20 protein-coding genes are annotated in these 20,467 nt (G+C 70.3%); 8 read left to right on the top strand and 12 right to left on the bottom strand.

What is annotated here, in order from left to right; translation table 11 throughout:
• The first annotated feature begins 34 nt into the window (after positions 1–34).
• From ACGFK0_RS11435 to hisC, 5 genes are all read left to right on the top strand, one after another.
• Positions 35–217 (top strand): hypothetical protein, encoded by a 183-nt coding sequence (locus ACGFK0_RS11435; RefSeq protein ID WP_392903172.1) that lies wholly within the window; start codon positions 35–37, stop codon positions 215–217.
• Between the two features lie 93 nt (positions 218–310).
• On the top strand, positions 311–1,654 hold the full coding sequence (locus tag ACGFK0_RS11440) for an SPFH domain-containing protein (protein ID WP_392903176.1): 1,344 nt from the start codon (positions 311–313) through the stop codon (positions 1,652–1,654).
• A 114-nt stretch (positions 1,655–1,768) separates the two neighbouring features.
• Entirely contained in the window at positions 1,769–2,446 is a 678-nt protein-coding gene (locus tag ACGFK0_RS11445) for an NUDIX domain-containing protein (protein WP_392903180.1), read from the top strand.
• A gap of 49 nt (positions 2,447–2,495) precedes the next feature.
• Positions 2,496–2,777: a DUF6401 family natural product biosynthesis protein gene (locus ACGFK0_RS11450; protein ID WP_392903183.1), complete on the top strand. Its 282-nt coding sequence runs from the start codon at positions 2,496–2,498 to the stop codon at positions 2,775–2,777.
• A gap of 54 nt (positions 2,778–2,831) precedes the next feature.
• Positions 2,832–3,911 (top strand): histidinol-phosphate transaminase, encoded by a 1,080-nt coding sequence (gene hisC / locus ACGFK0_RS11455; protein ID WP_392903186.1) that lies wholly within the window; start codon positions 2,832–2,834, stop codon positions 3,909–3,911.
• A gap of 52 nt (positions 3,912–3,963) precedes the next feature.
• Here hisC and ACGFK0_RS11460 read toward each other — a convergent pair whose 3' ends face one another.
• Positions 3,964–5,292 (bottom strand): transcriptional regulator, encoded by a 1,329-nt coding sequence (locus ACGFK0_RS11460; RefSeq protein WP_392903189.1) that lies wholly within the window; start codon positions 5,290–5,292, stop codon positions 3,964–3,966.
• 813 nt (positions 5,293–6,105) lie between these two features.
• Entirely contained in the window at positions 6,106–7,392 is a 1,287-nt protein-coding gene (gene murA / locus ACGFK0_RS11465) for a UDP-N-acetylglucosamine 1-carboxyvinyltransferase (protein ID WP_392904038.1), read from the bottom strand.
• 272 nt (positions 7,393–7,664) lie between these two features.
• Here murA and ACGFK0_RS11470 point away from each other — a divergent pair, with 272 nt between their 5' ends.
• Complete coding sequence (locus ACGFK0_RS11470) at positions 7,665–8,708, top strand: suppressor of fused domain protein (RefSeq protein ID WP_392903193.1); 1,044 nt, start codon at positions 7,665–7,667, stop codon at positions 8,706–8,708.
• 1 nt (position 8,709) lies between these two features.
• On the opposite strand, the gene ACGFK0_RS11475 is transcribed toward ACGFK0_RS11470, so the two are convergent.
• Genes ACGFK0_RS11475 through purD form a run of 4 tightly spaced genes read right to left on the bottom strand, consistent with a single transcriptional unit; the run spans position 8,710 to position 13,254 of the window.
• A complete protein-coding gene (locus tag ACGFK0_RS11475) occupies positions 8,710–9,492 on the bottom strand; it encodes an MOSC domain-containing protein (protein ID WP_392903195.1) in 783 nt (260 codons plus the stop codon).
• Positions 9,493–9,520: 28 nt separating this feature from the next.
• On the bottom strand, positions 9,521–10,831 hold the full coding sequence (purB, locus tag ACGFK0_RS11480) for an adenylosuccinate lyase (protein WP_392903196.1): 1,311 nt from the start codon (positions 10,829–10,831) through the stop codon (positions 9,521–9,523).
• Complete coding sequence (locus ACGFK0_RS11485; protein WP_392903198.1) at positions 10,824–11,969, bottom strand: low temperature requirement protein A; 1,146 nt, start codon at positions 11,967–11,969, stop codon at positions 10,824–10,826. Before ACGFK0_RS11485 ends, purB begins: the two co-directional genes overlap by 8 nt.
• 37 nt (positions 11,970–12,006) lie before the next feature.
• Positions 12,007–13,254, bottom strand: coding sequence for a phosphoribosylamine--glycine ligase (gene purD, locus ACGFK0_RS11490; RefSeq protein ID WP_392903201.1), 1,248 nt, complete (start codon positions 13,252–13,254; stop codon positions 12,007–12,009).
• A 324-nt stretch (positions 13,255–13,578) separates the two neighbouring features.
• Between purD and ACGFK0_RS11495 the strand changes: the two genes are divergently transcribed.
• Entirely contained in the window at positions 13,579–14,664 is a 1,086-nt protein-coding gene (locus ACGFK0_RS11495) for a magnesium and cobalt transport protein CorA (protein ID WP_392903203.1), read from the top strand.
• 20 nt (positions 14,665–14,684) lie between these two features.
• Here the strand turns inward: ACGFK0_RS11495 and ACGFK0_RS11500 are convergent, their stop codons facing one another.
• From ACGFK0_RS11500 to fbaA, 6 genes are all read right to left on the bottom strand, one after another.
• Positions 14,685–15,524 carry a glycerophosphodiester phosphodiesterase family protein gene (locus tag ACGFK0_RS11500; protein ID WP_392903205.1) on the bottom strand — a complete coding sequence of 280 codons (840 nt, stop codon included), beginning with the start codon at positions 15,522–15,524 and terminating at the stop codon, positions 14,685–14,687.
• A gap of 5 nt (positions 15,525–15,529) precedes the next feature.
• A complete protein-coding gene (locus tag ACGFK0_RS11505; protein WP_392903208.1) occupies positions 15,530–16,813 on the bottom strand; it encodes an adenylosuccinate synthase in 1,284 nt (427 codons plus the stop codon).
• Positions 16,814–16,939: 126 nt separating this feature from the next.
• A complete protein-coding gene (locus ACGFK0_RS11510) occupies positions 16,940–17,359 on the bottom strand; it encodes a DUF3151 domain-containing protein (RefSeq protein WP_392903210.1) in 420 nt (139 codons plus the stop codon).
• Positions 17,360–17,394: 35 nt separating this feature from the next.
• A complete protein-coding gene (locus tag ACGFK0_RS11515) occupies positions 17,395–17,919 on the bottom strand; it encodes a GNAT family N-acetyltransferase (protein WP_392903213.1) in 525 nt (174 codons plus the stop codon).
• A gap of 57 nt (positions 17,920–17,976) precedes the next feature.
• A complete protein-coding gene (locus ACGFK0_RS11520; RefSeq protein ID WP_392903217.1) occupies positions 17,977–18,426 on the bottom strand; it encodes a winged helix-turn-helix transcriptional regulator in 450 nt (149 codons plus the stop codon).
• 97 nt (positions 18,427–18,523) lie between these two features.
• Positions 18,524–19,546: a class II fructose-bisphosphate aldolase gene (gene fbaA, locus ACGFK0_RS11525; RefSeq protein ID WP_392903218.1), complete on the bottom strand. Its 1,023-nt coding sequence runs from the start codon at positions 19,544–19,546 to the stop codon at positions 18,524–18,526.
• A 173-nt stretch (positions 19,547–19,719) separates the two neighbouring features.
• Here fbaA and ACGFK0_RS11530 point away from each other — a divergent pair, with 173 nt between their 5' ends.
• Complete coding sequence (locus ACGFK0_RS11530; RefSeq protein WP_392903221.1) at positions 19,720–20,445, top strand: DedA family protein; 726 nt, start codon at positions 19,720–19,722, stop codon at positions 20,443–20,445.
• Positions 20,446–20,467 lie beyond the last annotated feature (22 nt).

Below are 20,467 nucleotides of genomic sequence, written 5' to 3' on the forward strand. Positions count from 1 at the left end.
CGTGGGGGTGCATTTGATCGGCAGAGAGGGCCGGGTGACCGGCAAGATCGGGCCGGGGCTGGTCGGGGAGGTGATGATCCCGATCCGCGGCGGGGTGGAGGCGTTCTACGCCCATCCCGTGGACCCCCGCGACGAGTTCGGTGTCGGCGTGATCGTCATCGTGGTCGAGTATCAGCCGCCCCGCACGGTGTACGTGGCGGCCGCTCTAGGCCAGTGATGAACCGAACGCCCGTTTCCCGCGTCTACTGGGAAACTCTGCGGCGCCCGCCCTGAAGGGGCGCGGCAGCCCCATAAATGAAGAGGAGGCCGTATGCCCGTGCTCGCCGTGGCCATCGCAGCCGTCGTCGCCGTCATCTTGCTGATCATCTTGTTCAAACTGGTCTGGCGGGTCGCCGAGCCGAACGAGGCGCTGATCATTTCCGGGCTCGGCGCCAGGTCCAAGCCGATCGACGGCATGGACAGCCTCGGATTCAAGATCGTGACGGGCAAGGGGACGGCCGTCCTGCCCGGCTTCCAGGTGTCCCGGCGGCTGCAGCTCGACAGCCGTGCCGCCAACCTCGAGGTGAGCTGCGTGACGCAGCAGGGCATCCCGGTCAAGGTCCGCGGCGTGGTCATCTACAAGGTCGGGGACGACCTGGTCTCGATCGCGAACGCGGCCCGGCGCTTCCTGGAGCAGCAGGCCTCGATGGACGGCGCGATCCACGAGCTGTTCACCGGCCACCTGCGCTCCATCATCGGCAACCTCACCGTCGAGGACCTCATCCTCAACCGCGAGCGTCTCACCAGCGAGACCCGCAGTTCCGCCGCCGACGAGATGAGCAAGCTCGGCCTGGTCGTCGACTCACTGCAGATCCAGGAGATCGACGACGAGACGGACTACATCACCAACCTCGGCCGTCCGCACGCCGCCAAGGTCGCCGCCGCCGCCCGCATCGCCGAGGCCGAGCGCAACCAGGAGGCCACCGAGCGCGAGCAGGAGACCGAGCGGCAGAACGCCGCCGTCATCCGCGACACCGAGATGAAGAAGGCCGAGTACGAGGGCCAGGTGCAGCAGGCCGCGCAGCAGGCCCGCCAGGAGGTCATCCTCAAGGAGACCCGCAACGCCGAGCTGGAGGCCGAGCGCACCGAGAAGCGGCTGGAGAGCGAGATCCGCAAGCCCGCGGACGCCAAGGCGTACGAGCAGGTCAAGCTGGCCGAGGCGGAGCGCGAGGAGCGCATCTCCTACGCCCAGGCCGCGGCGACCGAGGTCCAGCTGAAGGCGCAGCGGGAGTCGGAGGCCATCCGGCTCCTCGGTGAGGCCGAAGCCGACGCGACCCGCCAGAAGGGCCTCGCCGAGGCCGAGGCGATCAAGGCCCGCGCGGTGGCGCTGGCCGAGAACACCGACGCCGTCATCGCCCAGCAGCTCGCCGAGCAGTGGCCGCAGATCGTCGAGGCGGGCGCCGGCGTGTTCGGCAACGTCGACAACATGGTCGTGCTCAACGGCGCCCAGGGCATCGAGGACATGCTCGCCAAGGCCCTCACGCTGGGCGGCACCGGCCTCGGCGTCGCCCGCCAGCTCCTCGGCAACCTGAACGCCCAGAACGGGCACGCCGGCCAGAACGGCTCCGCCCCGGCAGCTCCCCCCGTCCCCGTGGAAGCCCCCAAGGAGGACTGACGTTCCGTCGCGAGCGCGAGGCCCGGCCGGAATCCGGCCGGGCCTTCGTGATCTTTGCGGACGGTGTGGCGGTCCGGGCGCTAGCGGTGGGCCACTCGGGCTAGGTTCGTTCTCATGTCCGTGCCGCGGCTTGCCGTTTCCGTCGACCTTGTCGTGCTCACCGTGCGGGAGCAGCGTCTGTGCGCGTTGCGGTGGCGGCGTGACCGGGCGCCGTACGAGGGAGCGTGGTCGCTGCCGGGCGGGTTCATCCAGCTCGACGAGGATCTGCCGGCCGCGGCGTCCCGGCTGATGGCGGAGCGGGCGGGTCTCGCGGACGTGCGGATCCACCTGGAGCAGCTCGCCACCTACGGGTATCCCGACCGTGACCCCCGGCAGCGGGTGGTCAGCGTCGCCTACCTGGGGCTAGCGCCGGATCTGCCCGCGTCGAGCCGCGCGCAGGTGCTGTGGACGGCCGTGGACGATCTCGTCCACCATGACCGGGCGGCGTTCGACCACCGGCGGATCCTGTGCGACGGGATGGAGCGGGCGCGCGCCAAGCTGGAGTACACATCGCTGGCCGCCGCGTTCTGCCCGCCCGAGTTCACCGTCGCGGAGCTGCGCCGCGTCTACGAGATCGTGTGGGGGACGAGCCTGGACCCGCGGAACTTCCACCGGAAGGTCACCGGCGCGGACAGGTTCCTGATCCCCACCGAGCGGACGACGACGCGGGACGGCGGCCGCCCCGCACGGCTGTACAGGCGCGGCGACGCGGAGCAGCTGCGTCCGCCGATGCTGCGTCCCCGGGTTCCTTGACCAGGGGTGATTTCACGCCGTCGCGGGACGGTTGCTAGTTTCGCACCCTATGGACGGTGACTCCCCCGAAGTGCTCGGCCTGCTCGTCAGGGACATCGGCGAGGCCGGCGTCGCCGAGATGGCCGGTTCCCCGGGCCTTGCGGCGGCCGTCGACCAGCATGTCGCCAGCCTCCGGGAGGAACTCGGGCATCCCGGCGAGAAAGAGCTGATGGGGTATCTGCGGAGATTCGCCGAGGACGCGTTCCATCGGGGCTGGTGGCCGGACGACACGCACGACTGGGAGTTCGTCCGCATCGTGGCGGTTTGCTGGATGATGCGGCGTACCGCGTGATGAGGGGCGCTGCGTAGGCTGGGCGCAATACCCCTGTGCAACTGGAGGACAACGGTGTCCGAGGCAACCACTCCGCGCTTCCGCTCCGTCCTCGACCGGTTCGTGGCTTACAAGCCCGGCAAGGTCGTGGTGTCGCCCGAGGGCCGCTCGTTCAAGCTGTCGTCGAACGAGTCGCCGCACGGGCCGCTCCCGTCGGTCGTGGACGCGATCGGCGAGGCGGCGCGCAACGTCAACCGCTATCCCGACAACAACGCCACCGCGCTGACCGAGGCGATCGCGTCGTTCTGCGGCGTCCCCGCCGACCATGTCGCGGTGGGCTGCGGCTCGGTCGGGGTGACCCAGATGCTCCTGGAGGCCGTCGCCGAGCCGGGCGCCGAGGTCGTGTACGCGTGGCGGTCGTTCGAGGCGTACCCGCTGCTGGTGTCGCTGTCGGGCGCGACGGGCGTCCAGGTGCCGCTGCGGGACGAGACGCACGACCTCGCCGCGATGGCCGACGCGATCACCGACCGGACGCGGCTGATCTTCGTCTGCAACCCGAACAACCCGACGGGCACCGTCGTCCGCCGCGCGGAACTGGAGGCGTTCCTGGACCGCGTCCCCGCCGACTGCCTGGTCGTGCTGGACGAGGCGTACCGCGAGTACATCCGCGACGACGAGGTTCCCGACGGGCTCACGCTGTACGGCGACCGCCCGAACCTGGTGATCCTGCGGACGTTCTCCAAGGCGTACGGGCTCGCCGGTCTGCGCATCGGGTTCCTCGTGGCGCACCCGCTGGTGGCCGGCACGATCCGCAAGACGTTCCTGCCGTTCAGCGTGAACTCCGTCGCGCAGGCGGCGGGCATCGCGTCGCTGAAGGCGACGGACGAGCTGCTGGAGCGCGTCGAGGGGACGGTGAAGGAACGCGACCGCGTTCGCGGCGCCCTCCTCGCGGCCGGCTGGACGGTCCCGCCGACGGAGGCCAACTTCGTCTGGCTGCGCCTCGGCGACCGGACGATGGAGTTCTCCGGAGCCTGCGACGCCCAGGGAGTGAGCGTCCGCCCGTTCGACGGTGAGGGCGCCCGAGTCTCCATCGGCTCCCCCGAGGAGAACGACGCCTTCCTGGCCGTGGCCAAGAGCGTCCCCTACCGGAACTGAGGCCCGCCCCGCCCCCGGACCGGTGTACGCGTCCGGGGGCTCTGACGGCCTGTCAGCTGGTCTTCGCGGGCCCCAGCTTCTCGACGATGAGGCGGTAGAGCTGGCGGGGGCGGCCGGGTTGCGGGGTCCGGTTCGGGGGCAGTGGCCAGGCCAGGCCCTCCTCGACGAGGGTACGCAGGAGGCGGCGGGCGGTGCGGGGGGTGACGCCGAGCATCTTGCCGGCGTTCTCCGCGTCCACGATCAGAGGCTGCTCCTGGTCGCCGAGCTTGTCGGCGAGGCGTGCGAGGATCTCCAGGCCCTTGGGCTTGGCCTGCGGCGGTGTGCGCGGCGGTGTGCGCGGCGCGGGGACGAGGGCCCGGCCGTCGCGGTCCAGGGCGAAGCCCTGTGCCCGCTGGGAGGTCTGCGAGCGGGCCAGCGCCGCCCGGGCATGGTTCTCCGCCTCGTGCGCGGTGCGTCCCATGCCGATGCCGACCTCGATCGCGAGGCCGAGTTCCTCGCGGACGCGTTCGACGAACGGAGGCGTCCGGAACCCCTCGGTGGACGCGGTGACCGAGCCGCGCGTCGCGATGACGAGGTAGCTGTGGTCGTCCAGCGGCCACACCGACGCGTTCATCCGGTGCGCCTCCTGAAGCAGCACCCGGTGCAGTGCGAGCTTCAGTTCGTCCCGCCAGTAGCGCGGGGTGACGCGGCGCGGTGTCTCGCGCAGCGTCGGCACGTCCACCAGCACCACGACGAGCTGCGACTCCTCCAGCCGGTGGTGGGCGCCGAGCAGCGCCGCCGTCTGCAGGGAGCTTCGGATGGCCGCGCCGGTGGGGCGGACGCGGAGGGTCGGCACGCCGGCCATCTCCATCCGCTCCGCGGTGGCGTGCACGCAGGTCATCGCGACCGTCGTCGCGCCGCGCCGCCACAGCCGCTCGTGGAAGGCGGCGAGCGTGCCGGGGCCCGCCGCCTCTTCGCGCAGATGCACCTGCTCGGTGCCCAGGCTGATCTCGGAGTACGCCTCCTCGACCTCGGCGCGGCCGAGCACGTCGATGCTCACCCTGGCCGGGTCGAAGCGTTCGTCGAGTGAGGCCCGCAGCAGCGCGCCCTGCAGGGCGGCGCCGTTCAGCGGGACGTACGTCGCGGGCATGGTGAGCACGCCCGCCTTGCGTGCGAAGTCGTAGGGGACTGGGCTGGCGAACAGGCACACGTCCACGCCCGAGCCCAGGCGCACGACCTTGTCGGCCGCCTCCTGTTCGTCTCGGTAGGCGGCAGCGACCAGCCGGCTCGGTACAGGTGTGGGGCCGTGGCCCATGAGCATGACCCTTTCGACCAGGTCATGCGGGCCTACGACACCGATCGTGAGGTCGGGGCTCACCGACCCCGTTCGTGCGGCCGTCATCGATGATCGCTCGCTTCCGGTCCGTCCTCTCGGCGGGGGTCCGACCCCGACCACGCGTTCGCGCACGCTCCGCCCAACGGTTGACTCATGGCTTGTCGCCCTGCCTTCTGACCCGGCACCGCAGTTCCCGTGCGATTCGCCTTCCCGCAGCCCCCCACCGCCACCCAGAAGCGGAAGAGAACCTCCTCCTGCAGCCCCACTCACCCGGAGCCCCTTCTGCTAGCAGATCGGGTCAAGGCGGCGATGTGTGACGCCCAGACGCGGAATCGAATCAAGAGTGCGGCGAAAAAGTAACCTACGGGACCCCCTGGTCAGTAATTTGTCACCATTCGGCCAGCCTTGATCCTGCATCTTCGGGCGTCCGAAGTTGAAAAACAAGACCCGAAAACACGTCTGGGGGCCTCTCCTGACGCCGTCGCGCACTGGAAAGACCCCTGGGGCGTCCGTTTGGTTTACACGCGGGCCGAAACTTGTCCGCCCCGCTGTCAGCCCTCCTGGAAGGACGAGCGATCCGGCCTTTCGGCTCCGATGATCGAGGCCGGTGATTTTTTACCGGGTTACGGCCCGGCCGAAGCGGACCGTTCCAGCTGTTTTCTGCCCAGCTCAGCGGGTGATCGCAGGCGGGCAGGCGGGCAGGCGGGCAAAGCGGCCCAGCGGCCCGTAGTCGACTCGTCACACATTGCTGAACCACTTTCGGGGTTCGGCGTAACAGTGCCCGTCAGATGCCACTCCGGAGTTGGTCAGGACGGGGCCACAATCGGCCGGACCACCCCGCCCCGGACGGACCACACCGCCCCGGACGGCCGCCGTCGCCTAGTCGGCCTCGCGGACGATCTCGGCGCCGAGCTGGGACAGGCGCTCGGCGGTGTGCGCGTGACCGCGGTCCAGGTAGTAGGCCGAGGTGATCGTCGTCTCGCCCTCGGCCGCGAGGCCCGCCAGGACGAGGGCGCTGCCGCACCGCAGGTCGTGTGCCTCGACCTCGGCGCCGCGCAGGGCCCGCGGCCCGTTCACCTTGGCGCGGTTGCCGTCCACCTCGATGTCGGCGCCCATCTTGCCGAGTTCGTCCGCCAGCTTGAACCGGCCGTCGAAGATCCGCTCGTAGACGTAGGACGGGCCGTCGGCCAGGCAGGACAGCGCCATGATCGGCGACTGCAGGTCGGTGGCGAAGCCCGGGTACTCGTCGGTGATGACGTTGATCGGACGCAGCGTCCGTTCGCGGCGGACCTGGAGCACCGCGCCCTGCTGGTGGAACTCCACGCCCATCTGCTCCAGCTTGTCGGCGGCGACGCCGAGATGCTCCAGGCTGGCGCCGACGAGGCTGAGGTCGCCGCCGGTGATCGCGGCGGCCATCACGAACACGCCGGCGTCGATCCGGTCGGGCATCACGGTGTGCTCGACGGCGGTCAGCTCGTCCACGCCCTCGACGGTGACGAACCCGGTGCCGCCGCCGCTGATCCTGGCTCCCATCGCCTGCAGGATCGCGATGTTGTCCAGGACCTCGGGCTCCAGCGCCGCGTTCTTGATCAGCGTGGTGCCGGACGCCAGCGCCGCCGCCATGATCAGGTTCTCGGTGCCGGTGTGCGACGGGGTGTCGCAGTAGAGCGTTCCGCCGCGCAGGTCGCCGGCCTTGATGTGGATGATGCCGTCGCCGTTGTCGGCCACGTGCTCGGTGACCGTGGCGCCCATCCGCTTGAAGCCGTTGTAGTGGAAGTCGAGGTTGCGGCTGCCGAGATTGCAGCCGCCTACGCCCTCGATGACCGCCTCGCCGAGCCGGTGCAGCAGCGCGGGGACGAACAGGAACGAGCCGCGGAACCGGGAGGCGATCTCCGCGGGCAGCACCGGGCTGCTCAGCGACGACGCGTCGATCACGAGGGTGCGCTCGGTCTCGTGCAGCTCGGCCTTCGCCCCGATGGCCCGCGCGAGCTCCACCGCCCGCCGTACGTCCTCGATGATCGGGACGTTGCGCAGGACGGTCCGTCCCTTGGAGGCCATCAGCGAGGCGCCGATCATCGGCAGGACGGCGTTCTTGGCCCCCTGGACGAAAACCGTGCCGTGCAGCTGCCTGCCGCCGCGCACGCGATAGCGAACCTCGTGGCCCATGCTCATGCCGCCATACTCCTTCTCGGATGCCGGTTACGTACCTGCAAGTGGGAGCACGAGGGCCGAGCGCGCCGAACGGTGTCCCCCTCTGCGCCAACGCGACCCCAGTAAACCATCGGCCCGGGTGTGTGATGTCCGGCCCGCGCCACCGTGGCGTCGGTTCTGTTCGTTGAGACACCCGAAGTACCCCGAAGGTTCGCCTCCTACGGGAAAATTACAAGGTGAGCGAAGTGTCGGCGCGGTGTCCGCGGTCAAGTCTATGGTGATCATCCATGGACGAATCACCCGGATGGGACGCCATCGACAACGCCCTGCGCCCCCTCTACGGGGACGCGAATCCGCTCCACCTGGCAACGATCCTCAAATGGTCGCTGGGGGGCTCCGACCCGCTCGACGGCATCAGCGCCTACCCCCGTACGGATCCCGTCCCGCACTGGCATTTCGTCTCGTACGGCATGAGCGAGCTGTACACGAAGGAGTCCCAGAACCCGGAAGAGTCGGGCTGGGGTTTCGAGTTCACCTTCCGTGTCGCCCGTGACCCGGCGGACGAGGCGCCGCCGATGTGGGCGCCGAACCTGCTGCAGAACCTCGGCCGGTACGTGTTCAAGTCGGGCAACTGGTTCGAGCCCGGCCACCACATGAACGCCAACGGGCCGATCAACGCCGACCGGCACGACTCGCAGATCCGCGCGGTCACGTTCATCGCCGACCCCGAGCTCGGCGAGATCTCGACGCCGCACGGCCGGGTCCTCTTCCTCCAGGTCGTCGGGCTGGCCGAGGACGAGTACGAGGCGCTGCGCCAGTGGAACGCCGACGAGCTGATGAAGATCCTCGCGCCGCACCTGCCGCTGTTCGTCACCGACATCGACCGGCCGTCGCTGATGGCCCGCCCCGACGTCGCCCGGGCCGTCGAGGAGGGCAGCGCGCGGGACGGTTCCAGCGGCGGCCTGCTGCACATCCCCAAGGTGGAGTGGGAGCGCGCCGCCGGATCGACGACGCTGCGGATCGGCGCGCACCAGGCCCCGCATGTCGCGGACTCGCTCCGCGGGCGGCTCCCGTTCGGGCGCGATCTGATCCTGGAGGCCGACGACGCCAGGCTCACGTTCCGTCCCGCCGACGCCTACGCCGTCGAGGAGCCGCGGGAGGGCGTCCTGGACGTGCACGTCCCGCTGACCGCCCTGGACGACCTCACGGCCGTTCTGCGTCCCGTGGCGGGCAGCAGCGCCGTCGCCTCGCTTCCCGGCCTCACCGTGGAGATCGTCCCGACCGTCATCAAGGACCGCTACGGCAACGACACCGACCAGGTCGTCGGCTGACTCAGCGTGCTTCCAGGACCTCGACCGGGTCGCCGAGCGCGAGGGTGCCGAGCGTGCGGGGCACGCAGTTCTGGCCGAACTGGATGCCGCGGTCGCGGCTGCGATAGGCGGCGAGCGTCCGCAGCGGCTCACGGCCGCGTTCGGCGGTCTCCTGGTCGGTGGTGGTGATGACGCAGCGGCTGCACGGCTTGACCGCCTCGATGACGGTCTCGCCGACGCGCAGGAGACGCGCGGTGTCCTCGGCGAACGCGCCGAGGCCCTCGATGACGAGGCTCGGCCGGAACCGGTTCATCGGCAGCGGCACGTCCAGGCGCGCGTTGAGGTCGGCGAGGGATTCGGCGGAGATGAGCAGCAGCGGGTAGCCGTCGGCGAACATCACCTCGCCGCCGCCCCGCGACGTGGGCCGGTGGCCGGTGAAGCGCACGAGCCGGCAGTCCTGGCCGAGCAGCGACGAGAACCACGCGGCCGCCTCGTCGCCCTGGTCGACGCCCTGGCATTCCTTCCGCTGGACGACCACGTCCAGGACCTCGCCGTCGCCCGCGGCCTTGTGGACGAGCGGTGCGGCGTCCGGGACGTCCACCGTGAGGATCTCGCCGTCGTAGGACGGCCGCATCAGCGCCATCTCCGCGAGATCCCGCTGCGACAGGAAACGGCCCTCGGGGGTGACGAGCATGAACTCGCGGTCGAGCGGCAGACCCGTGGCGGTCAGCTCGGCGCTCTCCAGCGAGGTTCCGCCGCCGCTCTTGAGCGGGTAGGTGTTCAGCTCGATCAGGGTCGCGGTCAAGGCCCCTCCCGCCGGGCCGGTGGAGGAGTCATCGGAGTTGCGCCAGGCGGCCGAAGACCGGGCCCAGGCGTTCGACGAAACGCTCCGGACGGCACACTTCGTCCAGGCGCGCCTCGTCGAGCGCCAGGTCCGCCTCCGTCGCGTGCTTGCGCAGCGTCTCGCGGAACGGCGTGCCGCTCTCCCACGTCTCCATCGCGGCCTTCTGGACGAGCGGGTACGCCTCGTCGTCGCGCGACATGCCCGCCTCGACCAGCTCCAGCAGCACGGTCGAGGTGTAGATCAGGCCGCCGGTCGACTCCAGGTTGGCCCTCATCTGCGCCTCGTCCACGACGAGTCCGGACATGAGGCGGTTCGTCAGATTCAGCATGTAGTCGAGGGCGACGGACGCGTCCGGCAGCGCGATCCGCTCCGTGGACGAATGCGAGATGTCGCGCTCGTGCCACAGCGGGATGCCCTCCAGAACCGGGACGATCTGCGCACGCACGATCCGCGCCATCCCCGCCAGCCGCTCCGAGATGATCGGGTTCTTCTTGTGCGGCATCGCCGACGAGCCCTTCTGGCCCTTGCCGAACGGCTCCCACAGCTCCCGGACCTCGGTGCGCTGGCCGTGCCTGACCTCCAGCGCGATCGCCTCGCACACCGTCGCCATGATCGCCAGGGACGAGACCCACTCGCTGATGCCGTCCCGCATCACGACCTGCGTCGACACGTCCGCGCTCTGCAGGCCCAGCTTCCGCGCCACATGCAGCTCGACGGCCGGGTCGATGTTGGAGTACGTCCCGACCGCACCGGAGATCGCCATCACCCCGACGGCCTCCCGGGCGCGCCGCAGCCGGTCCCGCGACCGGGCCATCGCGAACGCGAAGTCGGCGACGCGGTGCCCCCACACGTCCGGCTCGCCGTGGATGCCGTGCGTCCGCCCGACCCGCAGCGTCCCCCGGTGCGCGAGAGCGTGGTCGCGCAGCGTCCCGACGAGCGCGTCCGCCTTCTCCAGCAGGATGTCGGTGGCCTCGACCAGCTGCAGCGCCAACGCCGTGTCGAGCAGGTCGGACGACGTCATGCCGAAGTGGACGTACCGGGCGGCCTCGCGGGGCTCGGTGTTGTCCGCCCACGCGGACAGAAAGGCGATCACGTCATGCTGCGTGACCGCCTCGATCGCGTGCACCGCCTCCGGCGTCGGCGGCGGCGCCTTGCGAACCGGCTCCACCACCTCCGGCGGGATCGTGCCGGCCTCGGCGTGGGCCTCGACGACGAGGACCTCCACCTGGCACCACAGCTCGTACTTGTGCGCGTCACTCCAGACGCGTCCCATCTCCGGAAGGGTGTAGCGCTCAATCACCCGACGATTGTCCCAGGCCGGGCGCCACCGCGTCCGCCCGGGGCACTCGCGCTTCCAGGACGAGCACCGCGACGATCACCAGCACCAGCCCGGCGATCTCGGCGGCGGCCACCCACAGCCCGACCGGGGCGGCCGCGAGCGCGGCCGCCGCGCCGCCGAGCCGGGCGCGCGACGGCCCGATCCGCATGATCCCGCGGAACGCGGCATTTCCCGCCAGGTAGAGCGCGACCCCGCCCGCGAGGGCCAGCGCGGGCCCGACGGAAAGGTGGTCCCAGGCGTGCCCGACGGCCTTCTTCATCCCGGCCGCTATGACGATCACACCGATGATCATCGGCATGTGCGCATAGAAGTAGCCGAACATCGTCATCTGCGTCCGGTGGACGTCGTCGGCGGCGGCCAGCGACTCCTCGGCACGCGCGTCGTCGCCGGTGAAGTAGCTCCACCAGATCGCCGCCGCCAGCGCCAGCCCGAGCAGTACCGCGACGACCAGACCGGCGTCGAGATGGGCGTTCACGGCGCCCGACCCCGCGGAGATGATCGACTCACCAATCGTGATCATGACGAGTAGCCCATGCCGCTCGACGATGTGCGCGGGCCGGATGGTGAACAGCCCGCCCGCCGGGACGATGTAGGGCTGGGCGATCGGCACGATGAGCGCTGCCGTCCACAACGCGTAGACCGCCGGCCCGGGGGTGAGCAGACCGGCGACGATGATGAGCGCGGCCGCGAGGAGGTTCGCCGGCAGAACGCGCAGAATGTGCTTGTTGTCCTGCGCGTACAGCGTCGCGTGCGCCAGGACGAGGACCAGGTAGCCGAGCCCCCACACGACCCCGCCGTCCTCGAACGTCGTCGGGGTGGCGATCGCGACCATGAGGAAGCCGCCCATCCCGACCAGGATGATCAGCCGCCGCGCCGTCGTGGTCGGAGCGAGGGTGTTGGTCAGCCACGCGTACCCGCCGTACATCCACCACAGGACGCCGAACATCAGCACGATCCGGAAGAACCCGAGCGGGGTCAGCTCGTCGACCAGGACGTGGCTGAGCTGGATCAGCGTGAAGACGAAGACCAGATCGAAGAAGAGCTCCAGCGTCGTGACGCGGTAGACCTCCCCGCCTGGCGCCATGGGGGAGGACGTCATGGAACCTCGCTTATGGGGGTGTAATCAAGTAATCATCTCATATGCGGGAGGCGTTGAGGGCGATGTCGGTGCGGTGGTGGGAGCCGCGGAGGGTGATCCTGGAGACGGCCTCGTAGGCGGCTCCGCGGGCGGTGGGCAGGTCGGGGCCGGTGCCGACGATGTTGAGGACGCGGCCGCCGTTCGTGACGAGACGCCCGTCCGCGTCGAGCTTCGTGCCCGCGTGCAGGACGTAGGCTCCCTCGACCTTGGCGGCCTCGTCCAGGCCGGTGATCTCGTCGCCCTTCACCGGGGCGGCCGGATACCCCTCGGCGGACACGACCACCGTGACGGCCGCACCCGGATGCCACTCGGGGCGGAACTCCGGGTCCAGGCCGCCGATCGCGCACGCTTGCAGGAGTGTCGCGATCGGGGTGGCGAGGCGGTCCAGGACCACCTGGGTCTCGGGGTCGCCGAAACGCGCGTTGAACTCCACCACGCGCACGCCCCTGGACGTCAGCGCCAGCCCCGCGTACAGGACGCCGACGTAGGGGATCTCGCGGCGGCGCAGTTCGTCCACGGCGGGCTGGACGACCGTGGACATGACCTCGTCCACGAGCTCGGGCGGCGCCCACGGAAGCGGGGTGTACGCGCCCATCCCGCCCGTGTTGGGGCCCCCGTCGCCGTCGTACGCGCGCTTGAAGTCCTGCGCGGGCAGCAGCGGGACGGCGTGCTCACCGTCGCACAGGGCGAACAGGGAGACTTCGGGGCCGTCCAGGAACTCCTCGATCACGACACGTCCGCAGGCGGCGGCGTGTCCGGCCGCGGCCGCCCGGTCCTCGGTGACGACGACGCCCTTGCCCGCCGCGAGACCGTCGTCCTTCACCACGTAGGGCGGGCCGAAGGCGTCCAGCGCCTCCTCCGCCTCGGCGGCCGTCTCACAGACCCGCGCGTCGGCGGTCGGGACTCCCGCCGCCGCCATGATCTCCTTCGCGAACGCCTTGGACGCCTCGATGCGGGCGGCGTCGCGGTCGGGCCCGAAGCACGGGAACCCGGCCTTGCGCAGCGCGTCGCCGACGCCGGCCACCAGGACCGCCTCCGGGCCCACGACCACGAGGTCCGCGCGCAGCCGCCCGGCCAGCTCCGTCACCGCCACCGGATCGGTGGGGTCGAGCTGATGGTTGTCCGCAATCCCGGCCGTGCCCGGATTGCCCGGAGCGCAGTGGAGGGCGGTGACGGCAGGGTCACGATGCAGGGCGCGGGCGAGCGCATGCTCGCGGCCACCCGATCCAAGGACGAGTACTCGCACGTGACGCGAGCTTACTGGGCACCGTGAGGGGAAGGAGGCACGAGACGGGCATCACATCGGCGGACGTGAACGCGACCGTTGCGGGCGGCGTCCTTAATGTCGGCTGGTACGCTTCCACAGGCTTTGCCGAGGTGTGAAAGGAGGTGGTCGGGATGAGTCCTGGTGATCCTTGCAGTTCGCCGGAGAACCCTCACAGTCCGGACGGAACTGTCCGACCGTCCGCCTCCATCTGGCGTCCGGCCACCGCCCTCGCGCGCTCCCCTCGCTGACCGGCACGGGTCGAGCGCGCCCCTGCGTGCGTGGCCGGCGGGTTAGGAGCACCCCATGGCCATGACACGAGTCCGCCCCGGCCGCGTCCTGTTCAAGACGCGCGGCCGTCCCACCGGCGTCCAGGCGCCGCACCGAGGCTCCGCCGTCATCGACTGGGCCGCCTACATCGACGGCCACCGTGTCTCCACCGACACCGTCGCCGACGCCGTCCGCCTCATCCGCGACGGCCGCCTCACCCCGGACGGCGACAGCGCCGGCTTCGTCTGGGTCGGCCTCCACGAGCCGTCCGCCACCGAACTCTCCGAACTCGCCGAGGTCTTCGGCCTGCACCCGCTCGCCGTCGAGGACGCCATCCACGCCCACCAGCGGCCCAAGCTGGAGCGCTACGACGACGTCCACTTCGTCGTCATGAAGACCGTCGGCTACGTCGCCAGCGGCCCCGGCGGCGCCGAGATCGTGGAGACCGGCGAGATCATGCTCTTCTGCGGCCCCGACTTCGTCGTCACCGTCCGGCACGGCACCCACGGCGAACTCGGACCCGTCCGCCGCGACCTGGAGAAGGACCCGGCCCGCCTTGCCCTCGGGCCCGCGGCCGTCCTGCACGCCGTCGCCGACCGCGTCGTCGACGGCTACGTCGGCGTCGCCGACGCCGTCATGGAGGACATCGACGAAGTCGAGGAAGCCGTCTTCTCTCCCGAGCGCACCGACGAGTCCCGCCGCATCTACCGCCTCAAGCGCGAGGTCATCCAGCTCAAGCGCGCCGTCGGCCCGCTCGCCGGCCCGCTCCGCAGCCTGTCGGGCCGCCGCTTCGTCCCGGCCGAGATCAAGGAGTACCTCCGCGACGTCGAGGACCACCTCACCCGCGTCCGCGAGCAGGTCGAGTCCTACGACGAGCTCCTCAACCCCATCCTCCAGGCCCACATGACCCAGGTCACCGTGGCCGACAACAAGGACATGCGCAAGATCTCCGCCTGGGGCGCCATCTTCATGGTCCCCACCGCCATCGCCGGCGTCTACGGCATGAACTTCGACTTCATGCCCGAAACCCGCTGGCGCTTCGGCTACCCCATGATCCTCTGCGTCATCGCCCTCGCCTGCTTCTCCCTCTACCGGGGCTTCCGCCGCAACGGCTGGTTGTAGGGATCGCGTGGTCGCAGGAATTACACGGCCGCGAGGACGGTGCGCACGCGGTCCGGGTAGTCGGTCACCAGGGCGTCCGCGCCGTATTTGATGAAGCGGACCATGTCTTCGGGGGCGTTGACCGTCCAGACGGCGACACGGAGGCCGCGGTCGTGGGCCTCTTCGATCAGGCCAGGGGTCGTGACGGCGTGTTCGGGGGACAGGTAGGCGGCGCCGATCTCCGCGGCGGCGGCCACCGGGTCGCCCGGCGGGAGGCCCGCGAGCCAGGGGGTGTCCGCGACGAGGGTCTTGCGCTCGACCAGGGCCACACGCGGGAACTCCGGGTGACGGCGGCGGGCCTCCGTCAGGACGCGCCAGTCGAAGGCCAGGAGGCGCGACCGGCCGTTCAGGCCGGCGGACGCCAGGACCTCCACTACGGCGTCCGTGAGGCGTTCAATGTCGTCGGCCGGCCAGCCGGGGTCGGTCTTGAGCTCCACGGCGATCTCCACGTCCGTGGGGGCCAGCAGGGCGCATGCCTCGGCGAGGGTCGGGATCCCGGCGCCGGGGACGGGGGTCTGCGTGAACGCCTCGTGTCGCCGGGCACCCGCGTCCACGGTGCGGAGCTGGGCGAGGGTCAGCTCCCGGATCGGTCTGCCGACGTAGGGGAAGGCGGGGTCGCCGGGCCACGCGGGGGCGGTGTCGGTGAGGTTCACCGGCGAGAGGGCCTGGTCGTGGTTGAGGACGACCACGCCGTCGGCGGACATGCCCACGTCGAGTTCGATCGCGTCCACGCCCAGTTCGAGGGCGTGGACGAACCCGGGGAGCGTGTTCTCCGGGCGCAGGCCGCGCGCTCCCCGGTGGCCGTGGACCTCGACGGCCACGTGCCTCAGACCAGCGACCGCAGGGACAGCGTCTGGTCGCGTCCCGGGCCGACGCCGATCGCGGAGATCCGGCAGCCGGACATCTCCTCCAGGGACCGGACGTACGCCTGCGCGGTCGCGGGGAGGTCGTCGAACGTCTTGGCGCCGGTGATGTCCTCCTGCCAGCCGTCCAGGTACTCCAGGACGGGCTTGGCGTGGTGGAACTCGGTCTGCGTCGTGGGGATCTCGTCCACGCGCACGCCGTCGATCTCGTAGGCGACGCACACCGGGACGCGCTCCAGCCCCGACAGGACGTCCAGCTTCGTGAGGAAGTAGTCGGTGATGCCGTTGACGCGGGTGGCGTAGCGGGCGATGACGGCGTCGAACCAGCCGCAGCGGCGGTCGCGCCCGGTCGTCACGCCGTACTCGCCGCCGGTCTTGCGCAGGTACTCGCCCTGCTCGTCCAGCAGCTCGGTGGGGAACGGTCCAGAGCCAACCCGCGTCGTGTACGCCTTGATGATGCCGATCACGCGGCTGATCTTCGTGGGGCCGAGGCCGGAGCCCGCGCACGCGCCGCCCGCCGTCGGGCTGGACGACGTCACGAACGGGTAGGTGCCGTGGTCGATGTCCAGCAGCGTGCCCTGGGCGCCCTCCAGCAGCACGAGCTTGTCGTCGTCCAGCGCCTTGTTGAGGATGAGCTCGGTGTCGGCGACGAACGGACGCATCCGCTCCCCGTAGGCCAGGTACTCCTGGACGATCGGGCCCGTGTCGATGCGGCGCCGGTTGTAGACCTTGGTGAGGACCTGGTTCTTCTCGCGCAGCGCCAGGTCGAGCTTCTGCGTGAGGATGTTCGGGTCGAACAGGTCCTGGACGCGGATGCCCATCCGGTTGATCTTGTCGGCGTAGGCGGGGCCGATACCGCGGCCGGTGGTGCCGATCCGGGCCTTGCCGAGGTACCGCTCGGTGACTTTGTCGAGGGCCCGGTGGTGCGGCATGATCAGGTGCGCGTTCGCCGAGATCAGCAGGCGGTCGCAGCCGATCCCGCGGTCCCGCAGGCCGTCGATCTCCCCGAGCAGCACCGCCGGGTCGATCACCACGCCGTTCCCGATCACGGGGACGACGTCGGGTGACAGCACCCCGGACGGCAGCAGGTGGAGCGCGTAGCTCTTGTCCCCGATGACCACGGTGTGGCCGGCGTTGTTGCCGCCTTGGTAGCGGACCACGTAGTCGACGTCCCCGCCGAGCAGGTCCGTGGCCTTGCCCTTGCCTTCATCTCCCCACTGCGCCCCGACAAGAACGATGGCAGGCATGCCACTTTCCCTTCCCACGACGAAGGCCCCGGTCGCCGCAAGTAGCGATGGGGCCTCTTGCGATCGAAGCCTACCTTTCCCAGCAGATCGAGGAAACCGCACCTCACCGCCGGGGGCGGGGCACGATCAGTTCGCCAGGGTGTCGGCGGCGGTGGGGCTGCTGTCGCGGAGGAAGGTCTTGCAGCGGTCGGCCTCGTGGTCCTCGCCGATGGCGGCGGCGGCGCGGCCCAGGGCGTGGAGGCAGCGGAGGAAACCGCGGTTGGCCTCGTGCTCCCACGGGACGGGGCCTTGGCCCTTCCAGCCGGCGCGGCGGAGCATGTCGAGGCCGCGGTGGTAGCCGGTGCGGGCGAACGCGTAGGAGTCGATGACGCTGCCGCCCGCGAACGCACGGTCGGCCAGTTCGGCCCAAGCGCCGGGGTAGTCGGGGTGGCGCGCGGCGACTTCGAACGGGTCGACGCCGTTCTCCAGGGCCGTGCGGGCCTCGGTGTTGTCCGGCAGTTCGGTCGGAGGAGGACCGCCGAGCAGGTTCTGGGTCATGCGGGTCATCGTAAGCAGGGCTGCCGGGCTCCGACCAACCCGGGTCAGCCCGCCGTGGGGAGCGGCAGGCGGAAGTGCGCGGAGCCGCCCTCGCTGGTCGGGCGGACCGCGGGCCAGCCGTGCTGGACGAATCGGACCGCGTTCCGGTTGCCGAGGATGACGTCGGCGTCGAACTCGGTGATGCCGCGCCGTGCGGCGAGCTGGGCCAGGCAGGCGACCAGGACGCTGCCGAGGCCGCGTCGCTGCCAGGGGTCGGTGATGAGGACGGCGAGGTCGGCGCACCAGGGCCGCCCGGTGCCGCGGACGTACTCGGCGATGCCGACGATCTCGTCGCCGTCGAGCGCGACCATGGCCTCGCGGTCCCAGTGGTCGAGGCGGCCGAGCATGCCGGTGTAGTGGTCGGGGATCCGCGGGGTGCCGGAGAAGAAGCGCATGTAGAGGCTCGCGGCGGACAGCCGGGCCGACATCCGGTGGACGCGGTCGTGGTCGGTGAGGCCGTACGGGCGGATCCGGACGTCGTTCAGCGCCGGGTCAATGTGGGCGGCGGTGCGCACATCGAGTTTCGTCATGCAACTCATTGGACCGCATAAAGTTGCGTGAAGCAACTCCAAGAGGGGCGGCCGGCGTCAGGCGCTCGGGCCCGGGCGGGGTTCCACGTTGGACGGGCCGAGGGGGGCGCCGCAGAAGTCGCAGGTGAACTGCTGGGTCAGGGCGCCGTCGCAGCCGCGGTGTCCGATGATCAGCGGCGGGCCCTCGGGCGCGTAGTGGCGGTCGCCCCACATCAGCAGGGTCATCATCGCGGGCCACAACTCGACGCCCTTGCGGGTCAGCCGGTACTCGTGCCGCTCCGGCCGCTCCTGGTACGGGACGCGGCGCATGATGCCCTCGTCGCACAACCGGTTGAGCCGGTCGGTGAGGACGTTGCGGGCCACGCCCAGCGCGTCCTGGAAGTCGTCGAAGCGCCGCACGCCCTCGAGCGCGCTGCGGATCACCAGCAGCGTCCACCGATCGCCGATGACCTCCAGCGACCGGGCGATCGAGCAGTTCTGCGACTCGTAGGTGCGGGGCAGTGCCACGCCACCGAGCCTACCGGAGTTTCGTCAAACAACGCGCAGGCCGGACGGCCCGGGTTCTCGACGTCGAGCCCGGCCGCCCGGCCTGTACCGCTTCGGGTTACTTCAGCCGCTGCCCGGCGGACTGGAGGTTCTCGGCCGCCTGCACGATGCGGGCGGCCATCGCCGCCTCGGCCGCCTTGCCCCACGAGCGCGGGTCGTACTGCTTCTTGTTGCCGACCTCGCCGTCGACCTTCAGCACGCCGTCGTAGTTGCGGAACATGTGCTCGGCGACAGGGCGGGTGAACGCGTACTGCGTGTCGGTGTCGATGTTCATCTTGATGACGCCGTACGACACCGCCTCCCGGATCTCCTCCAGCGACGAACCGGAGCCGCCGTGGAACACCAGGTCGAACGGCTTGTCCTTGCCGTGCTTGGCGCCGACCGCGTCCTGGATGTCCTTGAGCACCTCGGGACGCAGCTTGACCGAGCCCGGCTTGTAGACGCCGTGCACGTTCCCGAACGTCGCCGCGAGGATGTAGCGGCCCTTCTCGCCCACGCCGACGGCCTCGGCGGTCGCGAGCGCGTCGCCGGGCGTCGTGTAGAGCTTCTCGTTGATCTCGTTGGCGACGCCGTCCTCCTCGCCGCCGACGACGCCGATCTCCATCTCCATGATGATCCGCGCCTTGGCGCACTGGTCCAGGAGTTCCTCGGCGATCCGCAGGTTCTCGTGCAGCTCGACCGCCGACCCGTCCCACATGTGCGACTGGAACAGCGGCTCCTCACCGCGCGCCACCCGCTCCTGCGAGATCTTCACCAGCGGGCGCATGAAGCCGTCCAGCTTGTCCTTCGGGCAGTGGTCGGTGTGCAGCGCGATGTTCACCGGGTACTTGGCGGCCACGACCCGGGCGTACTCGGCGAGGGCGGTCGAGCCGATGACCATGTCCTTGACCGTGGAGCCGGACAGGTACTCCGCCCCACCGGTGGACACCTGCACGATCCCGTCGCTCTCGGCCTCGGCGAAGCCGCGCAGCGCGGCGTTCAGCGTCTGGCTGGACGTCACGTTGATCGCGGGGAAGGCGAAACCGTCCTGCTTCGCACGGTCGAGCATCTCCGCGTAGACCTCGGGCGTTGCGATGGGCATTGATCAGCGTCCTTTCATACTGGTCGGTGCCGCCGGGCATCCGGCCGGGCGGTAGCACCCGGTGGTCCAGGTACCCGGGTGTGGGCCCAGGTCACCCGGTCTCCCGGGTCGGGCATGCCGTCCACCCTCAGTATCCCGCCTAATCGGAGCGTGTGGAAAGGTACGCTCGCTGTGTGGATCTCACTGCCCTTCCCCTCAGCATCACCGAGTGGCTGCACCCGACCGCATGGCTGCAGCTCTTCGGCACGTTCGCGACGATCGGCGTAATCGCCATCATCTTCGCCGAAACCGGACTGCTGTTCGGCTGCCTGCTTCCCGGTGACTCGCTGCTCTTCACCGCGGGGATCCTCACGGCGGTCACGACCGTCAACGGGCAGGAGTTCCAGCCGCTCTCGCTGCCGGTGCTGATGATCGGCGGCCCGATCGCGGCGATCGCCGGCGCGCAGACGGGCCACTGGCTCGGCGCGCGCTACGGCCGCAGGCTCTTCGACCGCCCCGACTCCAGAATCTTCAAACACGAGTGGGTGGAGAAGGCCGAGTATTACTTCAACCGGTTCGGCCCGGCCCGAGCGGTCGTGCTGGCCCGGTTCATCCCGATCGTGCGGACGTTCCTCAACCCGCTCGCCGGGATGCTCGGCATGGACTCCCGCAAGTTCCTGATCTGGAACGCCGTCGGCGGGATCCTCTGGACGGAGACGCTCTTCCTGGTCGGCCACTTCCTCGGCTCCCAGGTCCCGGACATCGAGAAGTACATCCTTCCGGGCGTCGCGGTCATCGTCCTTCTGTCCCTGATTCCGATCGTCCGGGAGATGATGAAGGGGCGTAAACCGGACCAGGGTCCGAATAAGAATGGCCCCGAAGAGTCACGTCCGTCGCTCAGCGGTGACAGTTATCGCTAACCTCCCCATGTGGGACGTCATC

Source organism: Spirillospora sp. NPDC048823 (assembly GCF_043198445.1).
Classification (GTDB): Bacteria; Actinomycetota; Actinomycetes; order Streptosporangiales; family Streptosporangiaceae; genus Spirillospora.